General features: G+C 63.0%; 9 protein-coding genes and 1 other RNA gene. 4 read left to right on the top strand and 6 right to left on the bottom strand.

The window, feature by feature from the left end; all coding sequences use genetic code 11:
- Positions 1 to 31: 31 nt before the first annotated feature.
- Positions 32 to 301: a hypothetical protein gene (locus HU738_RS20830; protein WP_225923510.1), complete on the bottom strand. Its 270-nt coding sequence runs from the start codon at positions 299 to 301 to the stop codon at positions 32 to 34.
- Between the two features lie 449 nt (positions 302 to 750).
- Here HU738_RS20830 and HU738_RS20825 point away from each other — a divergent pair, with 449 nt between their 5' ends.
- The gene (locus HU738_RS20825) at positions 751 to 942 is read left to right on the top strand and encodes a hypothetical protein (RefSeq protein WP_176506762.1); all 192 of its coding nucleotides are present in this window, start codon (positions 751 to 753) and stop codon (positions 940 to 942) included.
- A gap of 18 nt (positions 943 to 960) precedes the next feature.
- Complete coding sequence (locus HU738_RS20820; RefSeq protein WP_176506761.1) at positions 961 to 1140, top strand: hypothetical protein; 180 nt, start codon at positions 961 to 963, stop codon at positions 1138 to 1140.
- A 71-nt stretch (positions 1141 to 1211) separates the two neighbouring features.
- Here HU738_RS20820 and ffs read toward each other — a convergent pair.
- From ffs to HU738_RS20795, 5 genes are all read right to left on the bottom strand, one after another.
- Positions 1212 to 1308: signal recognition particle sRNA small type (gene ffs, locus HU738_RS20815), an RNA gene on the bottom strand.
- Between the two features lie 174 nt (positions 1309 to 1482).
- Positions 1483 to 3813 (bottom strand): NAD-dependent DNA ligase LigA, encoded by a 2331-nt coding sequence (ligA, locus tag HU738_RS20810; RefSeq protein ID WP_186603309.1) that lies wholly within the window; start codon positions 3811 to 3813, stop codon positions 1483 to 1485.
- A gap of 99 nt (positions 3814 to 3912) precedes the next feature.
- Positions 3913 to 4797: a cell division protein ZipA gene (zipA, locus tag HU738_RS20805; protein WP_176506759.1), complete on the bottom strand. Its 885-nt coding sequence runs from the start codon at positions 4795 to 4797 to the stop codon at positions 3913 to 3915.
- A 204-nt stretch (positions 4798 to 5001) separates the two neighbouring features.
- A complete protein-coding gene (smc, locus tag HU738_RS20800; RefSeq protein ID WP_186603307.1) occupies positions 5002 to 8490 on the bottom strand; it encodes a chromosome segregation protein SMC in 3489 nt (1162 codons plus the stop codon).
- Positions 8491 to 8493: 3 nt separating this feature from the next.
- The gene (locus HU738_RS20795; protein WP_186603300.1) at positions 8494 to 9153 is read right to left on the bottom strand and encodes a GntR family transcriptional regulator; all 660 of its coding nucleotides are present in this window, start codon (positions 9151 to 9153) and stop codon (positions 8494 to 8496) included.
- Positions 9154 to 9420: 267 nt separating this feature from the next.
- On the opposite strand from HU738_RS20795, the gene xdhA reads away from it, so the two are divergent.
- Together xdhA and xdhB are read left to right on the top strand one after the other, a co-directional pair.
- On the top strand, positions 9421 to 10875 hold the full coding sequence (gene xdhA, locus HU738_RS20790; RefSeq protein WP_186603298.1) for a xanthine dehydrogenase small subunit: 1455 nt from the start codon (positions 9421 to 9423) through the stop codon (positions 10873 to 10875).
- Positions 10868 to 13267, top strand: coding sequence for a xanthine dehydrogenase molybdopterin binding subunit (xdhB, locus tag HU738_RS20785; protein ID WP_186603297.1), 2400 nt, complete (start codon positions 10868 to 10870; stop codon positions 13265 to 13267). The genes xdhA and xdhB overlap by 8 nt, the downstream gene beginning before the upstream one ends.
- Positions 13268 to 13281 lie beyond the last annotated feature (14 nt).

Raw genomic sequence — 13281 nt, 5'->3', positions numbered from 1 at the left:
GCCCGCCAAGCACCTGCCAGCCCTCACACAATCACTTCCGCTCCACAGCCGCCACCAACGCATCCGCCTGCCCACAGGCAATCTGCATCGCCCGCAAGCCGTGCTGGAGCAATTGCCTCGTCTCTTCATCCTCGATGCGCTCCAGCGCACGCCGACTGTCGCTGTAGGCGAACATCAGATAATGGGAGACGTTCATCAGCACGTATTCCATCGGGACAATGCCCTCGCTGATGGCGCGAGACAGGACCTTGCCTGGCTGAGGATCGAGGTTGTGGGGTGGATCTGGAACAATCTTTTTCATAGGTCACCGTACCGAGTTGGTGCCCCCCTTTTCGCTTCCACGCGATAGGGTGACAGTTGTACGCGAGGTGGAAGACCAGGGTACGGCGAGCCCGGCAGGCTTGAGAGCCTCCCGCGCACAACTGTCATAACGACATACGCCACACCGCTGGGCTTCCACACCCGATCGCTGAACCGACAGCGACCACAAAATGCTAAAGGGCAGGCTTCCTAGGGACAATCAGACGGGTGGCGACAGGTTGCGTAGGATAATTCTTCAGCAAATGAATGCGTGTAGGAGATTTCTCTTTTTAACCAAGGAGAATTCCAGGCACACGCTGCAGCCCTTGAAATATCGGAAAATTAAAGCCACCGAGACTACAACAACATTCGAAGCGAACGATTTCCATAGACCAGGAAACGGAACAAAATAGCCGCACAGACGTTTTCGCTATCGCACAAGGAAGCCTCATGCGTCAGGACGAACGCGACAACCTCGAACTCGATAAACTGCTGATCGAAAAGCAAAGACTCAGCGCTGAAGCCCGAAAATTTTCCGCTGAAGTGAACAAGCTCAACCGCGAGACATTCTGCTATCCCTTTATCGTCGGCTCTACCACATTGGCAGCCCTGAGCGGAATCATCAGCCTTCTGGTCAAATAATCACGCAGAGGAACAACCATGCGACGCTCCATTCAGGAAATCCGCGAGGAAATGTACCTTGAGATCGAGGCGCTGCAAGAAGACATGCGTAAAGCCAGGAACGCCTCCCCTTGGGAAGTGCTGATACCGCTTGGCATGGGAGCGGGGTTTTCGTTGATCGTGATCGTTGTCGGCACCTGGATCATGCGACAGCTGTAACAATGATCAAAAGATGGGGGAGGTGATGCGCAGGGCCGACTACAATTTTCCGACCCCGGAAATGGAGGCAGCCCCACCAGCCACACCCCGGCACTCGATGTTCCCGCTATGGCTGCTCCCTTCCGGGCCTGACCAGGTTAACGGGTAATCAATGCGGGGGGACCGATGGGGCCACCACTACGCGGCTCGCCAAGCAGCGAGCCGCGTCATTGTACCGGTCTGGGGCGAAGATACAACCTCTGCGGAAGAAAAAGTCATCATTTCTCAATGACTTGTCCGGATTGAGCGTGGCAGGGCCGGCCTCTTCGCGGATAAATCCGCCCCTGCAAGCACCGCACAGGGTCAGACTGTGATGCCCTGCTCCGCCAGGAAGGCCACGAAGGCTTCCTCATCCAGTACCTTCACGCCCAACTCACTGGCCTTGGCGAGCTTGGAGCCAGCACCAGGGCCGGCGACCACGCAGTGGGTCTTGCCAGACACCGAGCCGGCCACCTTGGCACCCAAGCCCTCCAGCTTCTCTTTGGCGATGTCGCGACTGAAACGCTCCAGGGACCCCGTCAGCACCCACGTCTGGCCGGCGAGCGGCAGGCCTTCAGCCACCTTCTTCTCGCTGCTCCAGTGCATGCCGAAAGCCAACAACTGGGCCTCGATATCACGGGCCAGCTTCTGGTTGGCCTCATCCTTGAAGAATTCGCGCACCGCGTCTGCCTGTTTCGCCGCCAGGGCCTGGCGCAGGTCGATGCCGTCAGCGGCGATGATCTTGTCCAGGCTATTAAGTTTGGCCACCAGCTTCTCGGCACCGGTCGGGCCGACCGAAGCGATATCCAGCTTGGCGATCATGCCGGCAAGGGTGGTGCTGGCGGCGAACTCGGCAGCCAGCTCGCCTTCATCCTGCAGCTGCATGCCGCAGGCCAACAACTGCTCGATGACCTTGCGGTTGTGCTCGTCTTGGAAAAAGTTGTGGATCTCGTGGGCGACTTCCAGGCCGATGTCCGGCAGATAAGTCAGCACCTGGGGCAGCGCCTGTCGCACACGATCCAGGCTGCCCAACGAGCGAGCCAGGACCTTGGCGGTTTCCTCGCCGACATCCGGAATGCCCAGGGCATAGATGAAGCGCGCCAGGCTCGGGCGCTTGCTGGCTTCGATGGCGTCCAGCAGTTTCTTGCTGGAAACTTCGGCAAAGCCCTCCAGGCCGACGATCTGATCGAATTCCAGCTGGTACAAATCGGCCGGCGAGCTGATCAGCCCTTCATCCACCAGCTGCTCGACACTCTTCTCGCCCAGGCCATCGATGTCCATGGCACGACGGGAGACATAGTGAATGATCGCCTGCTTGAGCTGGGCAGCGCAGGCCAGGCGGCCGACGCAGCGGTACACCGCACCTTCGCTGGTGGTTTCCTTGCCCTTGCTGCGCTTGACCAGCTGGGTACGCTCGACCTGTGAACCGCACACCGGGCATTCGCTCGGCACATGCACCGGGCGCGCATCTTCGGGGCGGCGCTCGAGCACCACTTGCATGACCTGCGGGATCACATCACCGGCACGGCGGATGATCACCGTGTCACCGATGCGCAGCCCCAGCCGGGCGATTTCGTCCATGTTGTGAAGGGTGGCGTTGGACACTGTCACGCCCGCCACCTTGACCGGCCTCAGGCGAGCCACCGGCGTGACCGCGCCGGTTCGGCCGACCTGGAATTCCACGTCCAGCACTTCGGTGAGTTCTTCCATGGCCGGGAACTTGTGGGCGATGGCCCAGCGTGGCTCACGTGCGCGGAAGCCCAGCTCGCGCTGGGCAGCCAGGCTGTTGACCTTGAATACCACGCCGTCGATTTCATACGGCAGGCTGTTGCGGCGCTCGCCGATGTCGCGGTAGTAGGCCAGGCATTCTTCGATACCGGCCGCATGCCTGAGCTCGCGGCTGATCGGCAGGCCCCACTGCTTGAGCTGTTCAAGGATGCCGATGTGGCTCTCGCCGATGCTCGCGGAAACCTGCCCGACGCCGTAGCAGCAGAACTCCAGCGGGCGCCCGGCAGTGATCTTCGAATCGAGCTGGCGCAGGCTGCCGGCAGCGGCGTTGCGCGGGTTGGCGAAAGTCTTGCCGCCAGCTTGCGCCTGGGCAGCATTGAGGCGGTCGAAGCCGGCCTTGCTCATGTATACCTCGCCACGCACTTCGAGCACGGCAGGCCAGCCCTCGCCCTGCAGCCTGAGCGGGATGTTGCGCACGGTGCGCACGTTGGCGCTGATGTCCTCGCCAGTGGTGCCGTCACCACGGGTGGCACCCTGCACCAGCTGGCCGTCACGGTAGAGCAGGCTCACCGCCAGGCCATCGAGCTTCGGCTCGCAACTGAAGTCCACCGTGCCGGGCTGGTCGAGCCCGTCCACCACACGGCGACCGAATTCACGCAGGTCGGCCTCTTCGAAAGCGTTACCAAGGCTGAGCATCGGCACTTCGTGACGAACCTGGCTGAAGGCAGCCAGGGCAGCGCCGCCGACACGTTGGGTAGGCGAGTCAGGGGTTACCAGATGCGGGTGCTCGGCCTCGAGCGCCTTGAGCTCATTGAACAGGCGGTCGTACTCGGCATCGGGCACGCTCGGCTCGTCGAGCACGTAGTAGCGATAGTTGTGCTGGTCCAGCTCGGCGCGCAGTTCGTGGATTCGGGTTTCGGCGGTCATTTTCAGGTTCTCTTGCAAAGCAAAAGAGCAGCCCAGGGCTGCTCTTGCACTTGAAACAGGGTGGGCGAGACCGAGGCCAGGTCCGCCCACTTGGGCATATCAGCGCTTCTGGGTCAGCGCACGGCGCTCGAATTCGACGATGCGCTGGCGGTAGTGCTCGATGGTCTGGGCGGTCAGCACGCTGCGCTGGTCGTCCTTCAGTTCGCCATTGAGCTCGTGGGCCAGCTTGCGCGCTGCCGCCACCATCACGTCGAAGGCTTGCTTCGGATGACGCGGGCCTGGCAGGCCGAGGAAGAAGCTCACCGCACGGGTGCTGAAATGGTCGATGTCGTCCAGGTCGAAGATGCCCGGCTTGACCGCATTGGCCATGGAGAACAGGACTTCACCATGACCGGCCATGCTTTCGTGACGATGGAAGATATCCATTTCGCCAAAACGCAGGCCGCTTTCAAGGATGTTCTGCAGCAGGGCCGGGCCTTTGAAACCACCTTCGTCGCGGGAAATCACGCTGATCACCAGCACTTCCTCGACCGGTGGCAGCTCCTTGGCTGCGTTGCCGGTGGCAGCGAAGCCACTGTTGCGGGTGGTGTCGGCGGCGAGATCTTCGTCGGCATCGGCGAACAGGTCGGGCTCACGCGGCTCGGCTGCCAGGTTCAAGTCACCCTGCTGCTGCGCTTCTGCCACACGTTTGCCGCGCTTGCTGGCCTTGGCCGGCTTGGGCTCACGCTCACGCTCACGTGCTGGCGCACTGACCGAAGGCAGGTCGGTTTCGTCCAGTTCAGGCTCCTTGTGGGTTTCCAGCACCCGCGATGGGCCGAGCACTTCAGCGCTGCCTTCTTCGTCCGGCAGGTTGGAATAACTGCGATCCAGACGGAATTTCAGCTTGCCTTTTCCGCCGCGCATGCGGCGCCAGCCGTCGAAAAGAATACCGGCGATGACAATGACGCCGATGACGATCAGCCACTCGCGCAGACCGATTTCCATGTAATCCCGTGCCTCTATAAAAATATGCTTGAAAACAAAGGGTTCAAAGCCCTTTAACACGTGGCGCCAACTCTATGTTCTGACAGGCGTTTTACCCACGCAAAAAACGAGTGACATTAAGCTAGCACGACCAAAGACAACTTTACACCGTCTGTCGCACATGACAGGGGCATTTGCCTGTTGTTTTCGCCCCATCATCGCTCATCAGGCCTCCACCATGGCCAGGGCCTCCTCCACATCGACTGCAACAAGACGTGAACAACCGGGCTCATGCATGGTCACCCCCATCAATTGATCCGCCATCTCCATGGCAATCTTGTTATGGGTGATGTAGATGAACTGCACGCTTTCACTCATTTCCTTGACCAGACGGGCGTACCGCCCGACGTTGGCATCGTCCAGCGGCGCATCGACCTCGTCGAGCATGCAGAACGGTGCGGGGTTCAACTTGAAGATGGCAAACACCAGCGCCAATGCGGTCAGTGCCTTCTCGCCGCCGGACAGCAGATGGATGGTGCTGTTCTTCTTGCCCGGCGGGCGCGCCATGATCGTCACCCCTGTATCGAGTAGATCTTCGCCCGTCAGTTCCAGATAAGCGCTGCCACCACCGAAAACTTTTGGAAAAAGTGCCTGTAATCCGGCATTTATCTGATCAAAGGTATCCTTGAAGCGGTTGCGGGTTTCCTTGTCGATCTTGCGGATGACGTTTTCCAGGGTGTCCAGGGCCTCGACCAGATCGGCGTCCTGGGCGTCGAGGTAACGCTTGCGCTCGGACTGCTGCTCGTACTCCTCGATGGCCGCCAGGTTGATTGCACCCAAGCGCTGGATGCGGCCTTCCATCTGCTCCAGTTCCTGCTCGGTGCCCTGCTCGCTGGCATCGGCCTCGACAGTGGCGAGCCCCCCCTGCAAATCGTAGCCGTCGGCCAGCAATTGTTCCTGCAAGGTCTTGCGGCGAATGTCCAGGCCCTGGTTTTCCAGGCGCATCTGCTCCAGCTGGCCGCGCAGCAACTGGGCTTGCTGCTCGGCCTGGGTGCGGCGCTTTTCGGCATCGCGCAGTGCGCGGTCGGCTTCATCCATGTGCAGGCGCGCCAGGCGCATTTCCTCATCGACGCTCATGCGCCGCTCCAGCAGCTCCTCGAGCTTCAGGCGCAATTCTTCGAGCGGCGCCTCACCTTCTTCGAGGTTCAGGCTCAGCTGCTCCTGGCGCTCGCTCAGGCGTGCGGCCTGCTGTTCCAGGCGCTCCAGGGCCTGATGAGTGGAGTCGTGCTGGGCACGCAACGACCCAAGACGCACAGCCAGCTGGTGGGCGTGGTCTTTGTGCTGACGGGCTTCCTGACGGATACGGTCAAGGCCTTCGCGCAGGGTGTCGCGGCGCGCCATCAGCTGTTCGCGCTGTTCGGTGTCATGGGCCATCAGGTCCAGGGCTTGCTGCAGCACCAGCCGCGCCTCACCCAACTGCTCCTGCTCCAGAGCACGCTGCTCCAGAAGCTCGGCCAGCTCCTCCTGCAAGCGGCCGCGACGCAGCGCTACCTGCTCGGCGCGGGCACGATTGGCGGAGAGGCTGGCCTTGAGTTCACCCTGCTGACGGTTTTCTTCCTGGCTGCGCCGACGCAGCTGCTCACGCTGTTCTTCCAGGCCCAGCTGCTGCTCGCGGGCGGCCTGAAGCTGCTGCTCCAGATGCTCCAGCGCGGCCTCAAGCTCTAGCTGCTGCTGCCCAAGGCGTTCGATTTCCTGGCCACGGGCGAGCACCCCTCCCTGCGCCTCGCCACCGCGGCTGACGCGCAGGAAATGGCGGCCAACCCAGTAGCCATCGCGGCTGACCAGGCTTTGCCCTTCGCCCAGTGCGGCGCGCCGTGCCAGGGCCTCGGCGAGGTCTTCGACCGGCTGTACCCTGCCCAGCCACGGACTCAGATCGGTACTCCCCTCGACCTTGTCGAGCAAGCTGCCGGGGTGACGCTCACGACCACCAGCCGCCAGCAACAGCCGTAGCTCGCCCTGCTCCAGGCCGGCAAAGTCCAGCCCGGCAAAATCGTCCAGCAGCACAGCCTGCAAGTCGGCACCCAGCACGGTTTCCACTGCCAGCTCCCAACCCGGCTCCACGCGCAGGCCCTCAGCCAGGCGCGGGCGTTGCTGCAGGCCTTGCTCGTGCAGCCAGTCGGCGGCACCGCCCGCCGGCTCCAGCGCGGCCTGCTGCAGCGCCTCCAACGAGGCCAGGCGGCCGCCGAGGCGCTGCAGGTCGCCCTGCTGCTGTTGCTGGGCACTGGTCGCCTGCTGCAGTTGCTCACGCACGCTTTCCAGGCGCTCGACCACCTGTTCTTCCGATAACTGCAACTCTTCCAGCAGCATCTCGCTGCTGGCCAGTCGCTCGGAGAGTTCAAGCTGGGAGGCATCCTGTGGTTCTGCATCCAACTGCTCGCCCTCCTCGACCAGCTTGCGCTGGCGCTCGGCAATGCGTTCCAGGCTGGCCTCCAGCTGCAGCAGGCGCGCCTGCTGCACTTCGGCCTGGCGCCGCGGCTCGGCAGAGCGGGTATTGAAACTGTCCCATTGCTCTTGCCAGCCGTGCATGCCCAGCTCGGCCTCTTCGAGGGTGGCGGCAGCCTCTTCGGCGGCGGCCAGGGTCAACGCCTGCTCCGGTTCGAGCATGGCCAGCTCCTCACCCAGCGTGGCCAGCAGCGTGCGGTCATGGCCCAGGTGCGATTCGGTTTCCTGGCGCGTGCGCTCGGCTTCCATGAGGTCGTCCTGCAACTGGCGCAGGCGCTGCTGGCCGTGCTGGATACTCTGCTCTACCCGAGCGATGTCACCCGCCACCGAATAGAAGCGGCCCTGCACCTGGTTGAAACGCTCGGACAACTCATGATGGCCGTCGCGCAGCCGCTCGATGCTGGCATCGGCATTGCGCTGCTCGGCAACCAGCGCCTCATGAGCGACCTCCTGATCGCCGATCACGGCCTCGCGCTGGCGCACACGCTCGTCCAGGTCACGCCAGCGCAAGGCCGACAGGCGCGCCTTGAGCTGGCGTTCCTGAGCCTTGTATTCGCGATACTTCTCGGCGGCCTGGGCCTGGCGGTGCAGGCGCTCGAGCTGGCGTTCCAGCTCTTCGCGCAGGTCGGTCAGACGCGCCAGGTTCTCCTGGGTGCGGCGGATGCGGCTTTCGGTCTCGCGGCGGCGCTCTTTGTACTTGGAGATGCCGGCCGCCTCTTCGATGAAGTTGCGCAGCTCTTCGGGCTTGGCCTCGATCAGCTTGGAGATCATGCCCTGCTCGATGATCGAGTAGCTGCGCGGCCCCAGGCCGGTGCCGAGGAAAATGTCGGTGATGTCCCGACGGCGACACTTGGTGCCGTTCAGGTAATAACTGTTCTGCCCGTCGCGGGTGACCTTGCGGCGGATGGAAATTTCGGCGTAGGCGGCATATTCGCCAACCAAGGTGGTTTCACTGTTGTCGAACACCAGCTCGATGCTCGCCTGGCTCACCGGCTTGCGGCTGGTGGAGCCGTTGAAGATGACGTCGGTCATCGACTCGCCACGCAGGTTCTTCGCCGAACTTTCGCCCATCACCCAACGCACTGCGTCGATGATATTGGACTTGCCGCAGCCGTTGGGGCCGACCACGGCCGCCATGTTGCTGGGGAAGTTGACCGTGGTCGGGTCGACGAACGACTTGAACCCGGCCAGGCGAATGCACTTCAGGCGCATCGGTCAGCCTCGGGCCAACGCCGCCAGCACCAGTTCGCAGCTGCGCTGGCCATAGGCGGTGAGCACCTCGCGGATGCGCGGCAGGTCACGCGCCACCACGGCTTCCAGCAGGCGGGCGAACAGGTCGAGGTAGTCATCCATGCTGGCCTGGCGCTGATCCAGGGCCAGGTAGTAGGCACGGCTCATGGCCGGCTGAAGATTTTCTACGGTTTCCTGCAGATAGGGGTTGTCAGCAAAAGGATAGGCAGCACGCATCACCGCGAAGCTCTCGGCGACGAACACCTTGATGTCCTGGCGCTCGCGAGCCTGCTGCAGGCGTTGCTGGATGTCCAGAAACGGGCGCAGGTCGGCTTCCAGGCGCCATTGCTGGGCAACAGCGTTGCCCAGCAGGATGTAGAACTCGCCCATCAAGGTGCACAGGCTGCGCACGCTGCGCTCGTCCAGCTTAGTCACATGAGCACCACGTCGCGGCAGGATCGCCACCAGATGGCGACGTTCGAGGATCAACAACGCTTCGCGCACCGAGCCGCGGCTGACGCTGAGGGCCTGGGTGACCTTCTGCTCCTGGACACGCTCACCCGGCGCAAGTTCGCCGCGGATGATGCGTTCGGCCAGGTAGTCGGCAATCTGCTCGGAGAGGCTGTCCGGCGCCTTGAACGTCATGGTTTTCCTTCAAAATCATTGAACTGGGCACAAGGGAGCGATTGTAGCGCACTTGCCCGGCGCACGCGCAGAGGGGCGCGGCGCTTTATTTACCCTGCCAGGCCGTCAGTGACACGGCGCGATCTATGCTTGTGATATGGGCGCTGCGTTCGGCTGGGCGTTGACATGCGCAATTTCCTGACCTTTGAGTCAGAAAAATATTGACCACTGCGACAGGTCTGCTTATTGTCCGCCCAACAACAATAAAACCATTGCGAGGCCATCCCCGTGATCCAGTTTCTCGTCAACCAGGAGCTGCGTAGTGAGCATGCCCTGGACCCAAACATGACGGTGCTGCAGTACCTGCGTGAGCACCTGGGCAAACCCGGCACCAAGGAGGGCTGCGCCAGTGGCGACTGCGGCGCCTGCACCGTGGTGGTTGGCGAACTCGTCCAGGACGAACAGGGCGAGGACAGCCTGCGCTACCGCAGCCTGAACGCCTGCCTGACCTTCGTTTCATCCCTGCACGGCAAGCAACTGATCAGCGTTGAAGACCTCAAGCACAACGGCCAGCTGCACAGCGTGCAGCAGGCCATGGCTGATTGCCATGGCTCGCAATGCGGCTTCTGCACCCCTGGTTTCGTCATGTCGCTGTTCGCCCTGCAGAAGAACAGCCAGGGCGCCGACCTGCATCAGGCCCAGGAAGCCCTGGCCGGCAACCTGTGCCGCTGCACTGGCTATCGCCCGATCCTCGACGCCGCCGAGCAAAGCTGCCGCCAGCCCTGCCGCGACCAGTTCGACGCCCAGCAAGAGCAGACCATCGCCCGTCTCAAGGCTATTGCGCCGACCCAGACCGGCGAACTCAACAGTGGCGACAAACGCTGCCTGGTTCCGCTGACCGTGGCCGACCTGGCCGACCTGTACAGCTCGCACCCGGAAGCCCGCCTGCTGGCCGGTGGCACCGACCTGGCGCTGGAGGTCACCCAGTTCCACAAGACCCTGCCGGTGATGATCTACGTTGGCCACGTCGCCGAACTCAAGCGCATCGACAAGACCGCCAGCCACCTGGAAATCGGCGCCGCCACCCCGCTCACCGACTGCTACGGCGCACTCAACGAGGAATACCCCGACTTCGGCGCCCTGCTGCACCGCTTCGCCTCGCTGCAAATCCGTAACCAGGGCACCCTCGGCGGCAACATCGGCAACGCCTCGCCGATCGGCGATTCGCCGCCCCTGCTGATCGCTCTGGATGCGCAGGTAGTGCTGCGCCAGGGCGAGCGCCAGCGGGTGATACCACTGGAAGACTACTTCATCGACTACCGCATCACTGCCCGCCAGGAAAGCGAGTTCATCGAGAAGATCATCGTGCCACGCGCCAGCAACGACTGGGCCTTCCGCGCCTATAAAGTGTCCAAACGCCTGGACGATGACATTTCCGCCGTATGCGGCGCCTTCAACCTGAGCATCGAAGACGGTGTGGTCAGCGGCGTGCGTATCGCCTTCGGCGGCATGGCGGCCACCCCCAAGCGCGCCCGCGCCTGCGAAGCCGCCCTGCGCGGCAAGCCGTGGAACCAGGCCAGCATCGAGCGTGCCTGCCAGGCCCTGGCCGAAGACTTCACCCCGCTCAGCGACTTCCGCGCCAGCAAGGAATACCGCCTGCTGACCGCGCAGAACCTGTTGCGCAAGTACTTCATCGAACAGCAAACGCCCTACATCGAGACCCGGGTGACCGACTATGTCTAACCATCACGCAGCCAAGAGCCAGGCCGAGATGGCCGAACTGTTCAGCCAGGACCTGACCACCGGGGTCGGCCGCAGCGTCAAGCACGACAGTGCCGACAAGCATGTGTCGGGCGAAGCGCTGTACATCGACGACCGCCTGGAATTCCCCAATCAATTGCACGTCTATGCGCGCACCGCAGACCGTGCCCATGCGCGCATCCTGCGCATCGACACCTCGCCCTGCTACGCCTTCGAAGGCGTGCGCATCGCCATTACCCACGAAGACATTCCAGGGTTGAAGGACATCGGCCCGGTGGTGGCCGGCGACCCGCTGCTGGCCATCGACAAGGTCGAGTTCTTCGGCCAGCCGGTGCTCGCCGTGGCGGCCCGCGATCTCGACACCGCCCGCCGAGCGGCCATGGCCGCCATCGTCGAATACGAAGACCTGGAGCCGGTACTGGACGTGGTCGATGCCTTGCGCAGGAAGCACTTCGTGCTCGACAGCCATACCCACCAGCGCGGCGACTCGGCCGCGGCCCTGGCCAGCGCCCCGCACCGCCTGCAAGGCACCCTGCACATCGGCGGCCAGGAGCATTTCTACCTGGAAACCCAGATTTCCTCGGTGATGCCCACCGAGGACGGCGGCATGATCGTCTACTGCTCCACGCAGAACCCCACCGAAGTGCAGAAGCTGGTCGCCGAAGTGCTCGACGTGCCAATGAACAAGGTAGTACTGGACATGCGCCGCATGGGCGGCGGCTTCGGCGGCAAGGAGACCCAGGCGGCCAGCCCGGCCTGCCTGTGCGCGGTGATCGCCCGCCTGACGGGTCAACCGACCAAGATGCGCCTGCCCCGGGTCGAAGACATGACCATGACCGGCAAGCGCCACCCGTTCTACGTGGAATACGACGTCGGCTTCGATGACGACGGCCGGCTGCACGGCATCAACCTCGACCTGGCCGGCAATTGCGGCTATTCGCCCGACCTGTCCGGTTCGATCGTCGACCGCGCCATGTTCCACGCCGACAACGCCTACTACCTGGGCGATGCCACCGTGCACGGCCACCGTTGCAAGACCAACACCGCCTCCAACACCGCTTACCGGGGCTTCGGTGGCCCGCAGGGGATGGTCGCCATCGAGCAGGTGATGGACCACATCGCCCGCCACCTCGGCCGCGACCCGCTGGCCGTGCGCAAGGCCAACTATTACGGCAAGACCGAGCGCAACGTCACCCACTACTACCAGACCGTCGAGCACAACATGCTCGAAGAGATGACTGCCGAACTCGAAGCCAGCAGCGACTACGCCGAGCGCCGCGAGTCGATCCGCCGCTTCAATGCCAACAGTCCGGTCCTGAAGAAGGGCCTGGCGCTGACCCCGGTCAAGTTCGGTATTTCGTTCACCGCCACGTTCCTCAACCAGGCCGGTGCGCTGATCCACATCTATACCGACGGCAGCATTCACCTGAACCACGGCGGCACCGAGATGGGCCAGGGCCTTAACACCAAGGTGGCACAAGTGGTGGCGCAAGTATTCCAGGTCGACTTCAGCCGCATCCAGATCACCGCCACCAATACCGACAAGGTACCCAATACCTCGCCAACCGCAGCTTCGAGTGGCGCCGACCTGAATGGCAAGGCCGCCCAGAACGCCGCCGAAATCCTCAAGAAGCGCCTCACCGAATTTGCTGCGCGGCACTACCAGGTGACCGAGGAAGATGTCGAGTTCCGCAACGGCCATGTGCGCGTGCGCGACCAGATCGTCAGCTTCGAGCAGCTGGTGCAGCAGGCTTATTTCGCCCAGGTATCGCTGTCGACCACCGGTTTCTACCGCACGCCGAAGATCTACTACGACCGCAGCCAGGCACGTGGCCGGCCGTTCTACTATTTCGCCTTCGGCGCTGCCTGCGTGGAAGTGATCGTCGACACCCTGACCGGCGAGTACAAGATGCTGCGCGCCGACATCCTGCATGACGTGGGCGACTCGCTGAACCCGGCCATCGACATTGGCCAGGTCGAAGGCGGCTTCATCCAGGGCATGGGCTGGCTGACCACCGAAGAACTGGTGTGGAACGCCAAGGGCAAACTGATGACCAACGGCCCGGCCAGCTACAAGATCCCGGCAGTGGCCGACATGCCGCTGGACCTGCGGGTGAAGCTGGTGGAGAACCGCAAGAACCCGGAAGACACCGTGTTCCACTCCAAGGCCGTGGGCGAGCCGCCGTTCATGCTCGGCATTGCCGCCTGGTGCGCGCTCAAGGACGCCGTGGCCAGCATCGCCGACTACCGTGTGCAGCCCCAGGTGGATGCGCCGGCAACGCCGGAGCGGGTGTTGTGGGGTTGTGAACAGATGCGCAAGGCAGTGGCCCAGCAGCAACCGACTGAACAGGAACTGGAAACCGTCACCCAGTAACAACGCAAGGCCGC

Source organism: Pseudomonas vlassakiae, assembly GCF_014269035.2.
GTDB lineage: Bacteria > Pseudomonadota > Gammaproteobacteria > Pseudomonadales > Pseudomonadaceae > Aquipseudomonas > Aquipseudomonas vlassakiae.
This window is presented reverse-complemented; position numbering and strand designations above follow the sequence as displayed.